At 40.0% G+C, this 17,518-nt stretch carries 19 protein-coding genes; 3 read left to right on the top strand and 16 right to left on the bottom strand.

Annotated elements, in window-relative coordinates:
- Position 1: 1 nt before the first annotated feature.
- Positions 2 to 1,951 carry a cytochrome aa3 quinol oxidase subunit I gene (qoxB, locus tag ACE1TH_RS04980; RefSeq protein ID WP_099300948.1) on the bottom strand — a complete coding sequence of 650 codons (1,950 nt, stop codon included), beginning with the start codon at positions 1,949 to 1,951 and terminating at the stop codon, positions 2 to 4.
- Positions 1,952 to 1,977: 26 nt separating this feature from the next.
- Entirely contained in the window at positions 1,978 to 2,952 is a 975-nt protein-coding gene (gene qoxA / locus ACE1TH_RS04975) for a cytochrome aa3 quinol oxidase subunit II (RefSeq protein WP_099300949.1), read from the bottom strand.
- A gap of 261 nt (positions 2,953 to 3,213) precedes the next feature.
- Here qoxA and ACE1TH_RS04970 point away from each other — a divergent pair, with 261 nt between their 5' ends.
- Positions 3,214 to 3,465 carry a DNA alkylation repair protein gene (locus tag ACE1TH_RS04970; protein ID WP_375078445.1) on the top strand — a complete coding sequence of 84 codons (252 nt, stop codon included), beginning with the start codon at positions 3,214 to 3,216 and terminating at the stop codon, positions 3,463 to 3,465.
- Positions 3,466 to 3,509: 44 nt separating this feature from the next.
- Here ACE1TH_RS04970 and ACE1TH_RS04965 read toward each other — a convergent pair whose 3' ends face one another.
- From ACE1TH_RS04965 to ACE1TH_RS04940, 6 genes are all read right to left on the bottom strand, one after another.
- Complete coding sequence (locus ACE1TH_RS04965) at positions 3,510 to 4,670, bottom strand: alpha/beta hydrolase (RefSeq protein WP_375078444.1); 1,161 nt, start codon at positions 4,668 to 4,670, stop codon at positions 3,510 to 3,512.
- A gap of 32 nt (positions 4,671 to 4,702) precedes the next feature.
- A complete protein-coding gene (msrA, locus tag ACE1TH_RS04960; RefSeq protein ID WP_255225368.1) occupies positions 4,703 to 5,224 on the bottom strand; it encodes a peptide-methionine (S)-S-oxide reductase MsrA in 522 nt (173 codons plus the stop codon).
- Positions 5,225 to 5,230: 6 nt separating this feature from the next.
- Positions 5,231 to 6,109, bottom strand: a complete 879-nt coding sequence (gene uvsE / locus ACE1TH_RS04955) for a UV DNA damage repair endonuclease UvsE (protein ID WP_375078443.1) — start codon at positions 6,107 to 6,109, stop codon at positions 5,231 to 5,233.
- Positions 6,110 to 6,133: 24 nt separating this feature from the next.
- Positions 6,134 to 6,430, bottom strand: a complete 297-nt coding sequence (locus ACE1TH_RS04950) for a HesB/YadR/YfhF family protein (RefSeq protein WP_099300953.1) — start codon at positions 6,428 to 6,430, stop codon at positions 6,134 to 6,136.
- 308 nt (positions 6,431 to 6,738) lie between these two features.
- Entirely contained in the window at positions 6,739 to 7,614 is an 876-nt protein-coding gene (locus tag ACE1TH_RS04945) for a chemotaxis protein CheV (RefSeq protein WP_255223295.1), read from the bottom strand.
- A gap of 69 nt (positions 7,615 to 7,683) precedes the next feature.
- Positions 7,684 to 8,619, bottom strand: a complete 936-nt coding sequence (locus tag ACE1TH_RS04940; RefSeq protein WP_255223296.1) for a dipeptidase — start codon at positions 8,617 to 8,619, stop codon at positions 7,684 to 7,686.
- A gap of 75 nt (positions 8,620 to 8,694) precedes the next feature.
- On the opposite strand from ACE1TH_RS04940, the gene ACE1TH_RS04935 reads away from it, so the two are divergent.
- Both ACE1TH_RS04935 and ACE1TH_RS04930 read left to right on the top strand, forming a co-directional pair.
- Positions 8,695 to 9,114, top strand: a complete 420-nt coding sequence (locus tag ACE1TH_RS04935) for an Hsp20/alpha crystallin family protein (RefSeq protein ID WP_375078442.1) — start codon at positions 8,695 to 8,697, stop codon at positions 9,112 to 9,114.
- Between the two features lie 13 nt (positions 9,115 to 9,127).
- Entirely contained in the window at positions 9,128 to 9,433 is a 306-nt protein-coding gene (locus ACE1TH_RS04930) for a YppG family protein (RefSeq protein ID WP_099300957.1), read from the top strand.
- Positions 9,434 to 9,479: 46 nt separating this feature from the next.
- Here the strand turns inward: ACE1TH_RS04930 and ACE1TH_RS04925 are convergent, their stop codons facing one another.
- The 8 genes from ACE1TH_RS04925 to ACE1TH_RS04890 all read right to left on the bottom strand — a co-directional run bounded on the left by ACE1TH_RS04925 (position 9,480) and on the right by ACE1TH_RS04890 (position 17,516).
- On the bottom strand, positions 9,480 to 9,788 hold the full coding sequence (locus ACE1TH_RS04925) for an iron-sulfur cluster biosynthesis family protein (protein ID WP_255223299.1): 309 nt from the start codon (positions 9,786 to 9,788) through the stop codon (positions 9,480 to 9,482).
- Between the two features lie 13 nt (positions 9,789 to 9,801).
- On the bottom strand, positions 9,802 to 11,028 hold the full coding sequence (locus tag ACE1TH_RS04920) for an EAL domain-containing protein (RefSeq protein ID WP_255223300.1): 1,227 nt from the start codon (positions 11,026 to 11,028) through the stop codon (positions 9,802 to 9,804).
- Between the two features lie 21 nt (positions 11,029 to 11,049).
- Positions 11,050 to 11,904, bottom strand: a complete 855-nt coding sequence (locus ACE1TH_RS04915) for an alpha/beta fold hydrolase (protein ID WP_255223301.1) — start codon at positions 11,902 to 11,904, stop codon at positions 11,050 to 11,052.
- Positions 11,905 to 11,952: 48 nt separating this feature from the next.
- Positions 11,953 to 12,870 carry a homoserine O-acetyltransferase MetA gene (gene metA / locus ACE1TH_RS04910; RefSeq protein WP_255223302.1) on the bottom strand — a complete coding sequence of 306 codons (918 nt, stop codon included), beginning with the start codon at positions 12,868 to 12,870 and terminating at the stop codon, positions 11,953 to 11,955.
- 127 nt (positions 12,871 to 12,997) lie between these two features.
- Positions 12,998 to 13,465, bottom strand: a complete 468-nt coding sequence (locus tag ACE1TH_RS04905; protein ID WP_176554248.1) for a DUF4352 domain-containing protein — start codon at positions 13,463 to 13,465, stop codon at positions 12,998 to 13,000.
- 102 nt (positions 13,466 to 13,567) lie between these two features.
- Complete coding sequence (gene nadE / locus ACE1TH_RS04900) at positions 13,568 to 14,395, bottom strand: ammonia-dependent NAD(+) synthetase (protein WP_099302114.1); 828 nt, start codon at positions 14,393 to 14,395, stop codon at positions 13,568 to 13,570.
- 314 nt (positions 14,396 to 14,709) lie between these two features.
- The gene (locus ACE1TH_RS04895; RefSeq protein ID WP_099300962.1) at positions 14,710 to 15,135 is read right to left on the bottom strand and encodes an acyl-CoA thioesterase; all 426 of its coding nucleotides are present in this window, start codon (positions 15,133 to 15,135) and stop codon (positions 14,710 to 14,712) included.
- A gap of 164 nt (positions 15,136 to 15,299) precedes the next feature.
- Complete coding sequence (locus tag ACE1TH_RS04890) at positions 15,300 to 17,516, bottom strand: AAA family ATPase (RefSeq protein WP_375078441.1); 2,217 nt, start codon at positions 17,514 to 17,516, stop codon at positions 15,300 to 15,302.
- Between the last annotated feature and the right edge of the window lie 2 nt (positions 17,517 to 17,518).

Below are 17,518 nucleotides of genomic sequence, written 5' to 3'. Positions count from 1 at the left end.
GTTACGCCTCCTTCGCTTTTTTTTCAGTTTCTTCAATTTCTTCAACACTTACATAATAACCATCGTTGTAATCAAACGAACGGAAAATCATACAAACAAAGATCGCAACACCACTTAAGATCGCTGGAATCCACCAGCTAAATACGAGGGCAAACGATGCCGTAAACATGAAGAACGCCATCACAGGTCCTAGCCACGTATTGTTTGGCATGTGAATTTTCTCGTAATCCGTAGAAGCATTTAAATCAATGCCTTTTTCTTTCATATCCCAGAATGCATCTCTTTCGGATACTTCCGGCTGATGCGCGAAATTATAATGAGGAGGAATCGCTGATGATGTTGCCCACTCGAGCGTACGACCATCCCACGGATCTCCTGTTGTATCGCGCTTCTCGTAGCGCCAGCTGTAGTAAATATTATAGACAAACAATGCGAAGGCAGCTGCCATCATAAATGCACCAATTGTTGAGATAAAGTTTAACGTAAACCAGCCATCGCCTTCTAAATACGTGTAAATACGACGCGGCATCCCGTCTAATCCTAAGAAGTATTGCGGGAAGAAACATACGTTAAATCCGATCATGAAGATCCAGAATACCCATTTCCCAATACGTTCGTTCATACGGTGACCAAACATTTTTGGATACCAGTAGATTAAACCAGCAAAACATGAAAACACAGTCGCAGCAATTAATACGTAGTGGAAGTGAGACACTAAGAAATACGTATTATGATACTGATAATCGGCCGCAGCCATTGCTAACATTACACCTGTTACACCACCGACAACAAAGTTCGGAATAAATCCTAATGACCAAAGCATTGGTGATGTAAAGCGAATCTTCCCTTTGTGTAGCGTAAACAACCAGTTAAAGATTTTCACCCCAGTTGGTACAGAAATCGCCATCGTTGTAATGGAGAAAAATGAGTTCACTGCTGCACTGTTCCCCATTGTAAAGAAGTGGTGAACCCATACAAGGAAGCTTAAACCTGAGATCACGACAATGGATGCCACCATCGCATTGTAGCCAAACAGTTTTTTACGAGCAAACGTTGAAATAATTTCTGAGAATATCCCGAACGCTGGTAAGGCAACAATATATACTTCGGGGTGTCCCCATATCCAGAACAAGTTTGCCCAGAGCATATCGAGCCCTTCACCTTGCAAGGTAAAGAAATGTGTGCCAAACAGTAAGTCAAACGTCATCATCGCTAAAGCAACGGTCAATACCGGGAATGCTAATACGATGATTAGAGACGTAATGAAGACAGTCCATGTAAACATCGGCATCTTCATTAGCGACATGCCTTTTGTACGCATGCGTAAAATCGTTACAATAAAGTTAATTCCTGTTGCAAGCGTACCAATACCTGATAACTGAATTCCTAGTGCGTAATAGTTTTGCCCTACGCCTGGACTGAAATCATTCGATGCAAGTGGGAAATAAGACGTCCAACCTGCTGACGGTGATCCGCCAATAATAAATGAAATATTAAAGAGTGCCATCCCGAAAAAGAACGTCCAAAAACTCAAGTTATTCAAGAATGGAAAGGCTAAGTCACGTGCTCCAATTTGTAAAGGAACAACCACGTTCATTAATCCGATCAAGAATGGCATTGCCATAAAGATGATCATAATGGTTCCGTGTGTAGTGAAAATTTCGTTATAGTGTTGACCACTTAAAAAATCTAGTTCTGGTGCAGCTAATTGAGTACGCATCATCATCGCATCCACGCCACCTCTAAAGAGCATTAGAAGTGCACAGGCAATGTACATAATCCCAATTTTTTTATGGTCAACTGTCGTAACCCAGTTATTCCATACGTACTTCCATTTTTTAAAATATGTGAGGGCAACTACAGCGATTATACTAGTAAGCACAATTGAGATCTGCGCAACTAGGATAAACGGGTCACCCGTTACAATAAATTCATCCCACCTCAACGGTATATCCCCTCTCTTGCGCTTGATTCATCTTACTCATCATCCAACTCCACTTCGTACGTTTTATCTGTGTCAATTGGCTGAGTTAAGAGTGGCAGGTCAAACGCTTTTCCCTCTCTTGAATGAGGGCTGTGCGCTTCATAACCAAGCTCTGCTCGTTTTTCCAACGAGTATGTTGCGTCATATGCATGATTAACGAATTCAAGGTGTGTCGATGAGAACGTCATTTCTTCTGAATGACCAGGAACCATTAAGTGCATGTACTCCTCTTCAGATAACGACGGTGCGTTTTCTTGTGTTTCTTCAACCCACTCATCAAACGCTTCATCGGTTTGAGCTGTTACCGTAAACCGCTGTTCAGCAAACCCTTCACCTGTAAAGTTTGCGTTCCGACCTTCATATTGTCCAACTTCAGTCGCAGCGAGGTACAATTCTGTTTCCATACCTGACATCGCATATTTCTGTCCACCAAGCTGCGGTACCCAGAATGAAGCCATGGCATCGGCAGAGGTCAATTTAAATAAAATCGGTCGATCTTCAGGAATGTTAATGTAGTTCACAGTTTCAATCCCTTGTTCTGGATAGCTGAAAATCCACTTCCAGTTTGCACTTGTTGCGTGAATTACAAGCGGTTCCTGCTGTGCATCGACTTCCTCAATTTCAGGCGCTTCTTCCAAACTGTAAATCGTCATAACAGTTGGAATAGATAAGATTGTTACAATGACAATAGGAATAATTGTCCAAATAAATTCGAGCTTATGACTACCTTCAATAGTAGGATCATAGTTGTCGTTATTTCCTCGATCACGATATTTAACAAGCATGATCGTTAATAGAACAAATACAACTAATACAATAAAAATCATAAACCATATTGATAGCCAGATTAAATCACTTTGCTGTTCAGCGACTGGCCCTTGTGGATCAAGTACCGTTAAACTTCCACAGCCACTCAGAAAGACAGCGACCATCGCTAACGAAATCCATTTAAAAAAAGAGGATGGCATACCCAATAATATCACCTTTCTTTTGGCATAATAAATTCATTGCGCGTTAACTATGTGAAACAATGAACGTGCAACTTAGATGCTTCCATCCTACCACTTTCTTTAAGAAAATGGGGGAAATAACTTCTTGTGAACATAAATTATCATAAATTAGACAAAAAAAAGTTACGAAGCAGACACATCTTTACCAAGACTTTCTTGTTAACGCAATCATGAAATACCCTTAATTGGCGAATAGTAAACGTAAGGAGGTGCTTTTCCATGACAGAAGCGTATCTATGTCCGAAATGCAAAACAAACCGTACTCGTTTCCATCAAATTGACCAAGCGGCTTTACCGGTTAAATTAGATCCGAGAAGCGGTGAAATCGTAGAAACATTTGAGGAAGAAACGTTAACACCTATCCATATGCATTACAACGGGCCAGCTATTCGCATCCAGTGTGGCGCTTGTGGGCTAAATGAAGCAGAAGAAACATTTGTTGCTTTTGCGAAAAATAGCCCCCTTTCATAACAACAAAAGAAGGCTTCGCATTATGTGCGAAGCCTTCTTTTTATCTAAGACGAGACCAAGCGCGTCAACTTTTGCCACAACAGATACATACCCATACCATAAGCTTCTACTTCATCTTGAAGGGTATCCCCCTCATCCATTTCAACAACTTGGAACGGTTGAGAAACAAAGCCCCTTGATCCATTAAATGAAGCTTTTAAAAAATCGCTCACGTACTGCAGCGCATAATCTGCTCTGCCCATTACTTCATAAAAAGAAACAAACCCATGCATCGTACCTTTAAATCGGACCGCTTCGACGTTGTTTCCAGCATCATACAGTCGTTCAGCAAATGCTTCTCCCTCATCTCTTAGGGGATCAAATTCAGCTGTAACAACAAGAGAATCAGGAAATCCACGTAAATCATCCATTAACAATGGAGAAACAAGAGGATTTAACCAGTCTTCTTCATTGGGCGTATAGGCTGAACGCGCTTTTTCCATGACAGAGCGGGATAGAAAATAATAGCCACTCGAGTAAAGATCTCTTGAAGCGAACGGAAGATCTTCAAACGTTGTTAATGGGTAGAGAAATACACCGCTATGCACGGAAAGATTACTTTCTTTTGCTTTCATGATAACCGAGGCAGCTAAGTTGCCTCCTGCACTATCCCCCACAACAGCAACTTGATCCATATTTGCATCAAGCTCTGATGCATGGTTCATGACCCACTCTAATGTCTCAAAACTGTCATTTAAGGCAGTCGGAAAATGATAGCTTGGTGCAACCCGATAATTCGGCGCCACGATAATCGCATTTGTTCGATTTGCAAGAGCTCGAAGAATATTATCATGGGTTTCAATATTTCCGTATCCCTCCATAAACGCACCACCGTGATAATAGACGATTACTGGATGAGGACCCGCTTGAACAGGAGAATACGTGCGCACGGCGATTTCCTCCCCATCACTTGTTTCCATTAAACGATCTTGCCGTTCAATAGTAGGCGCAACCGGGCGAACAAAGAAAGACGGCGTTGACAAGCCTTCAGGTAATAGTTGTTCATTGACTGCATGCAAGATAACGCCTGTTTTTAAAGGCACCTTACCTGCTTCTGTATAGCGCCATGATTGAATAACAACCATGGCAATAAGCAAACTCACAATTAGAACTAAGCTAAGAGAGCCGATAAAAAACAACACACGATGCTTTCTCGAACTGTTCATAACCTTAATCCCCTTATCCTGTTAGCGTGAGCTTACACTTGCTTCCAATGAGAATCAATAAACGTATCGCGACCACTTTCTTCTCGGTCTTTTTTGTAGTGCTTTGGTTGCTTTTTATAAAAATCTTGATGTTCTGGCTCAGCCTCATAAAAAGTCATTTCAGGTAAAATCGCTGTAACAATAGGCGCTTTAAATCGCCCACTTTCACTCAGTTGAAGCTTCGTTGCCTCTGCCCGCTCTTTTTGCAAATCGTTCGCATAAAAAATAGCGGTTCGATACTGACTTCCCCGGTCGTGAAATTGTCCGCCATCATCTGTTGGATCAATTTGCGGCCAATACAACTCTAACAGTTGATCGTATGAAAAACGTGTAGGATCAAACGCTATTTGCACAACTTCATAATGACCAGTCTGTCCGGTTTTCACTTGTTCGTACGTAGGGTGATCGGTTGTCCCGCCCATATAGCCTGAGACGATCGATTGAATTCCTGGCAGTTCATCAAATGGTTGGACCATGCACCAAAAACAACCCCCAGCAAATGTTGCTGTTTCTATCGCCATTTACAACTCCCCTTCTCTTTCATCTTTTAGTGCCAATAGTGCTTTCTCTTTTGCTTTCGCTTCAATCATAACATCGACATCGACACCGTCAAGTACGCGTAATAATAGGTCAACATCTTCTTTTCGTAAATAGTCAGTATGCCTAGGATCGGCAGCGTGATCCCGACCTGAACTAATATGAACTTTTGGCTTGTCTGTCCACGTAGCATGCACAGCTTGAAATAACGACTTTAATTCTTCTTCCTCTGTGTAAAAGCAGCGCTCATGGTGAATATCGAAGCATACCGTTACCCCACATTGATCATGAATGTCTAATACATCTTTTGTACGAAACGTTTTATCATCATTTTCTAATCGAATGGTCGACTGCAGCTCAGGCGAAAGCGTTTGAAACGTTTTAACAAAACTTGTTTTTGCCTTTTCTTTGTCGCCGTAAGCGCCACCTGTATGAATGATGATATCCGTCCCACCGACCATGCTTAAAAAAGCGTAGTGATACTCGAGATCTTTTATCGCATTTTCAACCACTTGTTTACGAGGTGAATTTAATACGGTGAACTGTGCTGGGTGCATAGAAAACCGCATTTTTGCTTCACGTCCGATTCGTTTGATATCAATAAAAAGAGGCAGCACGTCTTCATCGTTTTGCCAATCCCAGTCCATTTCAGGATGAGTAGCGAAAGGAATAATTTCACTGGATAAACGAAAAAATAAGATTTGGTTCGCTCGATTCCATTCGACCATGTCACGTACAAGATGCAAATTATGCAACGTTAATTCCTTTATCTTCGTCATGCCTTCATTTCTCATCGTTTGTAAGCGACAGGTTCGCATTTTCACACCAAGCGTTACATTCAAACATGCATATCCAAATCTCATTCTAGCTGCTCCTCAAAAATTTATTTAAACGTCATCGTAAACAAATTCAATTTCGTCATATTTTCTACTATATTTAATTTTTACCGAATGATCATTAAAATACCATCCATCTTGTTCTTCTACAAAAAATAAAAAACCATCGATTTCTTTTTTTAACAGCGGTTCCACCGGTTCAATTTGACTAATTCCAAGAGAGAAGCCACTTTGTAAAGAGCCACATCCACCGTACCGTCCATACAATCGAATTGGAATTAGCGTTTCCTCTTCCCCAAATTCCTCTTTAAACCATGTAATTGCTGGTTTGGTTACTTCTACATTCATCTTCTCCACTCCTTTATTGTTGCTATTTTACCAGTAAACGATGAATTCGCACAAATATGATGTTCATTGTTTCTTTAATGCAACTTTGTTTCCTCTATGCATATTCTATTTAAAAAAGGAGCAAATATAATGTTAAAAAATCATACGACAGCTTATGTGCATCTTTTTTGTAAACTGAAATTACTATCAGAAAAACAACTAGAGCTGTATAAAAACCAGTCATCGAGAAACGTGCTTTGAAACAGCCGACTAGCTAAAAAGACTTATCAATCAAATGAGGGAGTCCCTCATAAGATGATAAGTCTTTTTTAACCCTTTAAGAGCAATGAGTCAATGGTCTGCAAAAGTTCCTTAATATTCGGCTTTTCAACGTGTGCATCTACGCCAACTTGTTTTCCTTTGCGTTCCATCACAGTAGCGTGTAAGGAAGAATAGGAAATAATGGGCAAACGATTCGTTGTTTCTCGTTCCCGTATTTTTTTCGTGAAATCAAGCCCATTCAAGATGGGCATGTCGATATCGGTTATACACAAGTGAATTCGGTCAGGAGACTTTTCGAGCGCGCGCAACGCCTCTTCTCCATTTTCGTAAATAGAAATGTTGTTGTAACCCGCATCTTGTAGCGCCTCTGATGTAATGACTTGCATCGTTTGTGAATCCTCAATCAACATGAGTGAATAGGTTTTTCGCTCAGGGCGTTGCTTTTGCGAAAAATCGTCTTCAAAATGAGTAGGATGAATCCCGTGAATGACTCGTTCCACATCGAACAAATAAAGAATATCGTCGTCTTTAAACGTCACCACACTTGAAACAAACGCATCTTTGTCTTGAGAGAGGTCGGCAGGTACATACATGTCTTTCGCTTGAATCTGTTCAATTTTTGACACGTCTGTCGCTTTTAACGCAAAGGTTTTCTTCCCATGCTCAACTATAATAAAATAATTTGCTTTTTCTTCTTCTACTTGTAGAAGCTTGTACGTATTCAAGACCGGAATGCCTTGTTCTCGCAAGCGAATGACGCCTTCAACAATCGTATGTTGATTCGGTGATGGATGAATTGGCATCGGTCGAATAATTTCTTTTATTTTTAATACATTTAACCCATACCACTGTTGATTTAAAGTAAAAACAAGAATCTCTTGACTAAACACTTCCTCTGGCGTCGTAAAAATCGATAGGGTCACGATATTCAACTCCCGTACAAACATGAATGATAGCTTCTTATACTATATCGGTTAAATACAGTACGATTTTTATAGTTCAGGCTTTATTTTCGCAACGACCTTCTGTTTGAAATTTTCGCTACAGAATCCGTTTAACTCTTGATCGCTATAATAGCGGCTTAATTGTTCCAATAAATGAGGAAACTTGCTTGCATTTTCTAAGCCTTCTATATGTTGATTGATTCCGTCGAAATCTGACCCGAACCCAATATGTTGAATTCCCCCTAGACTACCGATGTAGTCTATATGTGTGAGTAAATCTTGAATCGTTGCACCAGTTTCATCTTTTGTAAATTTCGGAAAAAAGACGATGCCGATAAATGCATCTTTTTTTATTAAGGCCTTTATTTGATCATCACGCAAATTTCGATCGTGTGGACAAACTGTATAACTATTTGAATGACTTGCAATCGTCAGACGCGAGCGTGGCAACACGTCCCAAAAAGCCGCTATGCTTAAGTGAGAGACATCGTTGATGATTTGATGCTCATTGTTTAACGCGAGTATTTCTTCGCCAAATGCCGTTAACCCAGCCCCTCTTTTTTCACCAATTCCATCTGCACAGGCATTTGTTCCGTTCCACGTTAAGCCAATAGATAGCACCCCTTGTTCATACAACCATTGTACCTTACCTACATCGTGACCAACTGCATCCATTCCCTCAACTGTTAAAACTGCTCCAATTTCATTTTCTTTCAATTGCTCAATATCTGCTAATGAACGTAGATGCACCATTTGTGGATGACTTAAAACGCGCTCATAAAATTGATTCACTTGTCGCTGTACAACGGAGAATTTATCTTCCATCGGAACCGTATCTGGTATCCAAATTGCGAAAAATTGTACCTGAACTCGTCCTTTTTTCAAGTTTTGTATATTCGTATCGAGTGCCCCATCTTCAAAAGAAAGCGACGGTTGTTTCCACAACTTTAACAATGCGTCACAATGCGTATCGATTACTTTCATCGTATCACCTTTCTATCATCTGTACATATGATAAACCAATTGTACCTGTTGTTAGCCTAGAAGGAGGGTTCTAATTTGAAAAATCCGTTTTCAAAAGAAAGTGGTCAAGTCAATTTATTAGGCTCTATCGACCACTTTTTTCAACAAACGTTTAAACACCTACCGCGTGCGTTTTCGCAAGCGATTATCCCTGTTCGCGTCGATGAAACCAAAGAAGCGCTCATCATCACTGCGGATCTTCCCGGGATTGATAAACAAGCCATTCATTTACGCTGTCGATACCAATCACTTGTCTTAACAGTAGAGCAAACAGACCAGTTATCCACCTTGGACGAATCGGGGCAAACCGTCTCTGAGCAACAATCTATTTCGATTCGTGAACGAGAGATTCCCGTACCGTTTTTGTTTTCTGAAGAAGATATTCGAGCCCATTATGCAAATGGACAGTTAACAGTCACGATTGAAAATAAACAAAAGCAAATTTTTATTGATTAAGGAGCTGATAAGAATGTTTCAACAACCTAGGCGCCATCAGCATCCCGGTATGATGCAACGACCTCACAATCAACAAAGACAAGGTAGACCGCCTCACCCTCAGCAAAGATACCATGGTGTGCAGCAGTTTCATCCTCAACAAATGCCTCAACAGTACCAACAACAACCAAAAAGAAAAAAAGCGTGGTCCGCTCCTTTTACAAACGACGACGGACGATTCGATTTATCAAGAACCGCTTCTTCCGTTGACCAGTTCGTCAAAACATTCCAACAAGTAACTCCTTACGTTTCAAAAGTGAGTCGCTTTTTTAAACCATAGAGTCAGGTTTGTGCCTGGCTCCATGGCTTAACGATACGCGTATTGATTAGCTATCTGCTGATTTTACTTTTTGCGCATAAGCGAGTGTGCCTCTAGGTGCTAGTAACTTAAGACCTTGAGCGTGAACAAAATCGATTTTTATCGCTTCGCCAATGTCTTCTTCCGCTTTTTCATCATATAAAAATGAAATGTCATGAATAACGACTTCTTGATCCTCACCTGTCTTCTTGCCAACTTGCAAATAAAATTCCACCATCGTGCTACATTCAAATGTATCTCTTGCGACAATACGAATACTAGATAGTTGTTTTTCTTTAAAATGTTCAAGCGCTTCGTTCGTTACATCAATTTTCATAATTAAAAACTCCTTATAGTAGATCATCTTGGTCAAATAAATACACGTAGGGAATATCGATAAATACGTAGAGAGCTTCCGACAAAGGATAAGAGTACGTTCGGATTTGTTCATCTTTATCAATATCCGTATACAAATCCGATAGAATTCCTTTTTTCTCTACGTTCATACGGACAATATTTTCTAAAAAGTATGGCCGCCAGCTCCAATTCTTCGCTTTACTCTCAGGACGTAAAAACCATTTTCCACTCTCATTTTTTTCACCATTACTTGATTCTTGATACCCATTTTCGTTGCAAATATAAACACGGAACGTATAATTCGTTAACGCCTTGGCAATCGTCAAAACAATGTCATCTAGCGATTCACTATTTGCGACTGTTTTTAACACGTGTTTTAACGAAGCCGTTAATTGATTTGAAAGATGCAGTTGGGCTTCGACTTTTTTTCGTTCGAACTGGATAAAATGATTCATATCTTTTACGAGCTGAGGCTCTTGGTTTTTTTCATCTACATAAAACGGATTTGGTTTGTGTAAATACCGCCCCTGATAATAGCGCCCTCCATTCCGCCATGCATAATTTAATTGCGAAAATGAGTGGATGCCATTAAACAAAAGCGTCGAGCCAATTTTTCGAGCAAGTGAAGACAACGAATGATGAATATCGCGGTACATGCCCGGCAACGAGTGGTCTTGTAAAAACGAACAGCTTACTCGAATAACGTTTGGGCGAATCTGACTAATAAATTCTAATTGAGAGGTTGTTGTATCTTCCGCATCAAGGGCAATCTGGATGCCTAGACTTTGTATATACATTAACGCGTGCTTCATTTTGATGACTTCTTCTAAAGATTGATCAAACCCGATAATAATGACAATTTGTTTGTACGTCATACCTTGTTCTACCATTTGTGCCAATCTTGCCGTTAACGTTTCTCCATTATCGACTTGCAGCAACTTTACATTGTAATGAAAAAACAGCAATAGCTGATCTCCCAGCCTGTCTTCTTTTTGAAGACTCTCGAATGCTTTCGCTTGCAAATGATCTTCTATTTCAATTCGGTATTCTCTAGGGATATCATGATCACCGAAAAACCAGTTAATATTTATTGGCTTAAGATGCTCCGTCCAATATGCTTCCACTTCATAGCCGATTATTTTCTGCGTATCGGCACTAATAATAGGAGAAAAATATGGAACAACATGGTCTTTATTCATCATAATATCAAGAGGGTCCACTTCCTCGCCTCCTTTATGAAGTTACAACATGATCTCTTGTAAAAAATGGTTTATGTGCTGATGCACTTGCTTTGGTTTTTCCTCTAATAATAAGTGCCCACAGTGTTTAATGACACGTATGCGACTGTTGCCTAAATCACGTTGAAGCGCATAACTTGTCTCCACAGAAATTAATGGATCATTCACACCAGAGAGAATAAGCGTCGGCTGATGTATTTGCTGTAATTGTTCTTTTGATAAATCCCCTTCTCGCTGTCTTGTTAATTGAATGAGCCCATTAATAAATAAAGGATCCATTAGCGGTCGTTCATAATGGGTAATCATATCCTTTGTTAAACAACGTTGATTGTAAACCGCATCTCGTAACATCTGCTTTACTCTAGGTTTTTTATAATGCATAAACCACGTCAAGCTTTGCTCTAAGTAAGGAAGATATGTTGCGAACTGAAGTTGCTTTTTCACCGGTTTCAAGTACCCTGAGCTTGCTAACAAAGAAATACTTTTCACTTTATGCGGGTAGCGTAAAGCTAAATAAAGTGCAATTTGTCCGCCCATCGAATGACCAATTACATGGTAAGAAGAGACGTTAAACTGTTCCATCAATTCATTGAGTTGCTGCGCATAAGATGTAAATGAATAGACTGATCCATTCCCTTTTGAACTACGCCCAAACCCCGGTAAATCACAACAAATCACATCGTAATGTTGACGTAATGCCGGAATCACACGGTAAAAACAGTGAACCGAAGCAAAAATACCGTGCACTAACAAAAGCGTTCCTTTTTTAGGATGCAGGCTTTTAAACCATTCATAATAAATACTAGCTGATTGAATATGCAAAAATGATGCATCATTCGGTTTACATTTTCTTGACATTCTCATCACTCCATCCTTATAGGATGTACGAGAAATGTGAAAACATAACTACTCCGATACGTCTAAATGATAAGGTGTTTCTTGATAAACATAATAATTTAGCCAGTTTGAAAAAAGCAAATTCGAATGGGCTCGCCACTGCAGAGGTGGCAATGCGGTTGGGTTTTCATCAGGGAAATAGTTCGCCGGAAGTTGAGGCTCTGCTCCTTGATGAAGATCACGCTCATATTCTTTTTTAAGTGTATGGGCATCATATTCCGCATGGCCCATTACAAAAATCCGTCGTCCATCTTTTGAAGAAGCAATATAAACACCGGCTTCTTCAGAAGAACTAAGCACGTCTAATTCATCAATGTTTTCAATATCTTCCCGATGAATCGTGGTATGGCGTGAATGAGGCGCTAAAAAAAAGTCATCAAACCCGCGTAGCAGATTGACGTTTGGTACATTTACGCTATGGTTATAAACCCCAAATAACTTCGTATTAAGCGGACGTTTACAAATGTTGTAATGATGATACAAAGCCGCTTGCGCCCCCCAACAAATATGAAGCGTTGACGTCACGTTAGTTGTCGTCCAGTCTAAAATCGACTTCATTTCATCCCAATAGCGCACATCGTGGAACGGAAGTGTTTCAACTGGAGCTCCAGTTATAATCATCCCATCGAATTTCAATGTTTTAATTTCGCTAATGGTTTTATAAAATTGTTGCAGATGTTCTTTAGACGTATTCTTCGGTTGATGCGTACTAGGATGAAGCAATGACACATCAATTTGTAAGGGCGTATTCCCTAACAAGCGAATTAATTGTGTTTCTGTCTCTTGTTTTGTCGGCATTAAATTTAAGATACATATTTTCAAAGGACGAATATCTTGTTGGTAAGCACGAGATTCATCCATAACAAATATATTCTCTTCTAATAGCTTTTTCTTTGCTGGTAAATGATCAGGAATTTTTATTGGCATAATGTCTCTCTCCTAAGCGGAAACTCCTTATTTTGATTTTTCCTTCATCTTACCGTATGAATTTTCTAATTTCAACAAAAGAGGAATGCTTTTCGCATTCCTCTTCATGACGTAATCGTAAACGCTCTTACGGTAAGTCTAGTGGAAAAACAATTTGTCCGCCTCGAAAATGATCACTATAAACCAGTTCGAATGTCTCTTCTTTAGGAACGATAAAAGCAACTTCCCCTGAAACCGAACGTCCGCTATTTAATTGCCCACCAATAATCCCTTTCGTATCTACTTGATCCGTATGGCTATACGCATAATGATCGTCATCCATTAGCGTAAGATTTATTGGTAAAAAACTAATATTCGATTCTCTTGTATTTTCAGCAGTTAAATCCACTTTTACAATTTGTTCATCGTCATTATGTTCCGTAACCGTTACACCGTTTACTGTTACGAATACGCCATTTAGCTCTTGCGTCTCAAGCTCAACAGGTTGTTCTGAAACTGTTGGTGTCGATGATTGGTTCGTTGATTCTAAAGCAAAAACCATGACAATCAATAAGCACGCTAGCAAGCTTAATAAAACGAGAATTTTGCTTTTCATTACGTTCCCTCTCCTTAACATATGTACAAGTCTACATTCTCTACCCTATGTTTGGAACTGATCAATCATACATATGTTTCGTAAAAGAGTAAATCAGACGAATTACTCCCACCAATGATCATAAATTGTAACAGGGGTTTGTCGCTTATGCTCCGTCCGTTCGTAACGTTCTTCAATCATTTTCGCAATGTTTTCGTCTACCTTTTTACCTTCTAAATAGTCATCTATTTGATCATAAGAGATCCCAAGCGCTTCTTCATCTGGTAAACCAGGCTTATCGTCTTCTAAGTCTGCCGTCGGTACTTTTGTGTATAACGATTCAGGAGCTGATAGCTCTTGAAGCAAGCGTTTCCCTTGGCGTTTCGTTAATCCAAATAAAGGAGCGACATCACAAGCACCATCGCCGAATTTTGTAAAGAAGCCCGTTACCGCTTCTGCTGCATGATCCGTTCCAATAACTAGCGCTTGATAATGAGCGGCTAAATCAAACTGGACTTTCATGCGTTCTCTAGCTTTTGTATTTCCTTTTAAAAACGACGAAAGTTCTTCATTTGTGGCGTCTTTAAATGCTTGAACAGACGCATCTACTGCTTCTTTAATATTTACTGTAAGAACCGTATCCGCTTCAATAAATGAAAGAGCCAACTGCGCATCCTCTTCATCATGCTGTTCGCCATAAGGGAGTCTAACAGCATAAAAGCGATACGCCTCATCTTGCTCTTCTTCTCTCAGTTCTTTAACGGCCATTTGTGCGAGTTTAGCGGCTAAAGAGGAGTCTTGTCCCCCAGAAATCCCTAATACATAGCCTTTTGTCTTTGTTTTCTTCGCATACGTTTTTAAAAATTCCACACGCGCGCGAATTTCTTGATCTGCTTGTATCGTTTCTTTTGAATATAAATCTTCTCGAATTGTATCTTGATTGACGTTCATCTGTGAACACTCCATCCGTTTATTGAATTGAGAAAGTTGCGATGCGAACCCCTCATTCTGCAAGATCGTTTCTTGCGTCTCTCCCAATAAATCAAAATGAGACAATTCATCTCTTTTGTGTATCCATTCTTTTTTTAAGCCGTACTGCTTTCCCCAACGTACTAATTTTTCTTTGTCTTCACACGCTACTTTTGTCACTGTTGTAGCATATGGAAATCGCGGATCATACCAATAGTGCGTGATAAATGCAATTTTACCATTTCTTGCATCTTGTTTCCACTTTGCCAAATCGCGTCGATTAATCCCAAATGCCATTACTGGTTCTCCATTAAACGATTATACGTTTCATACCATGCTGGAAATGCTCGTTTAAAGGGCACCGGCTTAAACGAGTCTTTTTTTACAATTACATGGGTCGTATAGCCTGTTACACACACGTCCCCTGTCTGATTTGTAATTTCATATTGATAGATCGTTTTAATTCCATCATTTAAGGAAAGCCATGTCGAAATCGTCGCCTCGTCTCCGTACACAAGTGGTTTTTTATATGTTGCATACACATCGTAAACAGGTGCGTAATAACCCGCTTGCTCCATTTCAACGTAACTATAGCCAGCCTCATGAATAAAAGCGGTTCTACCTAATTCAAAAAATTTTATGTAGTTTGCATGGTAAACAACACCCATCATGTCCGTGTCCGCGTATTGCGGAATTAGATCTTTTTTCACTATATAAGGCAATGCTCACCCTCCTCATTTTTGTTATACCTCATCCTAACACTTGGTAATCACGTCAATTATAGCATAAGCGGTTATAACAATCGAAATACCCGCTTATGCTACACACTTTCTGGTTGAACGTAGTCCAAAAATGCCACAGATGTTCATCTAACACCGTTCACACATTATGCTTCGACTCGGTTTTTTTCTAATTGAATAACAGCTTGCACATCCGTTTGATCAATCGTAAATTGTGCAGATGTAAATTCGTCATATTCATCTACACGCAAAGCGTGGGCTTGAATCAATTCTTCAAAAAACCAATCCACATACCGACCATTACCCACCGTTATCTCGTTTTGCAAATGTTCTTTTACAGCAACACTAGCTTCTTTTGACCAATTGTACCCGTAAGAGTGGGCTTTTTGCTGCAGCATAGCAAACAATTCTTCGTTCGTGTACGCTTCAAATTCAATTTCCTTACGAATTCTCGAACGCAAACCAGGATTGCTTTTGATCAATGTATCTACTTCACTTTTATAGCCTGCAAAAATAACGACGAGATTTTCTTCATGTTCGGTCATCGCTTGTGTAATCGCCGTAATCGCTTCTTTTCCGAAATCATTCTCGCCACCTTGAGAAAGGGCGTAGGCTTCATCAATAAATAAGACGCCTCCGAGCGCATCTTGAATCATATGATCGGTTTTTATCGCTGTTTGACCTACATAGCCACCGACTAAGTCGCTCCTTGACACCGTCACAAGATGACCTCTTTTTAACAGCCCAATTTCATTTAACGCTTCTGCATACAGCTTAGCAACCGTTGTTTTTCCCGTGCCAGGCGGACCCACAAATACGGTATGGAGCGGCATAGGAGGAACGGGTAAATCCATTCGCTGCCTAGACTCTTTCACTTTTGCAAATGAGGTCAATTTATTTAACTCCACTTTTACTTTATCTAAGCCAATTAAGTCTTGTAATCGCTGAAGTGCTTGTCCGTTTTTAGACGATTGGTTCGTTTGAATATGCTTTTCTTCTAAAAGCACAAAGTCTTTTTCTGTTTGTTGATGACCTTCAGAGCCTTTTTCGAAAATCGCTTTTTTCACGATGTCCTCAACGGCACGAGCATTGCCAAATGATTGATCGATTTCTAATCGCCCGATCTCCGATTTCACTTTTTGCAACGCCGGTTTTGTGAACACAAAATCAAATTGAAGCGCCTTTTTTTCTGCAATCTGCAAAAGCTCCTCTTCCTTATAATTCGGTAAATCAAAATGATTTTGCTCAGGAAATCGACTTGACAATCCAGGATTCGCTCGAATAAATTCACGCATTTCATTTGGGTAACCTGCAAGGATTACCGCAAATTTCCCGGCATACGCTTCACTTGTCATGGCAGAAACAAGCGTATCGATAACAGCTTGTCCATAATCATTTCCAGACTGTCCTTCTCGCTTCAAACTATACGCTTCATCTATGAACAAGACGCCTCCTACAGCTCGGTCAATGGCATTCAACGTTTGTTCTTCCGTTTGCCCCACATAGCCTGCCACTAACGATGCTCGGTCCACTTCATAAACAGTCGGTTTTTCTAAAATACCTAATTCATAATAGATGGAAGCTAACAAACGGGCAATCGACGTCTTGCCAGTTCCAGGATTCCCTGTTACGACCATATTTAAATTCAGCAAATTTTCCGTTGAGAGTCCGATTTCTTCACGTTCTCGCTGGTATTTTAAAAATGAGTATAGCTTTTTCACTCGCGCTTTCACGTGCTCAAGTCCAATCATTTCATCTAATTGTTCTAGCGCATTCGGTGCTTTTTGTCCGATCGCCTCATCAATTTCATTATTAAATCGTGCTTGATGTTCATTGACTTGATCGATCATTTCTTTTAATTGCGCAAATTGACTCTTTGAATAATAATTTCCTTGAAAGCTATCCAAAAATTGTTGGCATAAGGTTTGCAGTTCTTTTAAACGATCGATTAATACGTGAACATGACCACTAGCAAGATCATGCTCTTTTCCTTCCACACGTTTCAACCATTCCTTAATACGTGCTTCCATTTCTTCGACTTTTTGCTTTTTCACGCGCGCTTGATCCGTTTCTCTTATTTGCGCCCACGAACTTCGAATCCATTCGTCATATGCCCACGAAATAAGGGTTTGCTTTTGAGTCAGCTCATTTAAGAACGATTCAAACCCAGGATAAGATTCAAGTTCTTGCTTCCATTTTTCTGTAAACAGATCAACCTTCTCTTTGCGTTCAAACCGCAGCGACACTAATTGAGCCAGCTGGGCTGCATCTTCTTTCGTCGATACAGCCTCTGTGCCTTTTTCTAATCGTTCTCTCCACAGATTGGTTTCTTTCAACATGTGATCAATTGTTGTTGCTGTCATCT

Source organism: Shouchella sp. JSM 1781072, from assembly GCF_041949915.1.
Classification (GTDB): Bacteria; Bacillota; Bacilli; order Bacillales; family Bacillaceae_D; genus Shouchella.
Note: the sequence above shows the minus strand (reverse complement) of the source record. Positions and strands in the feature narration are given on the sequence as shown.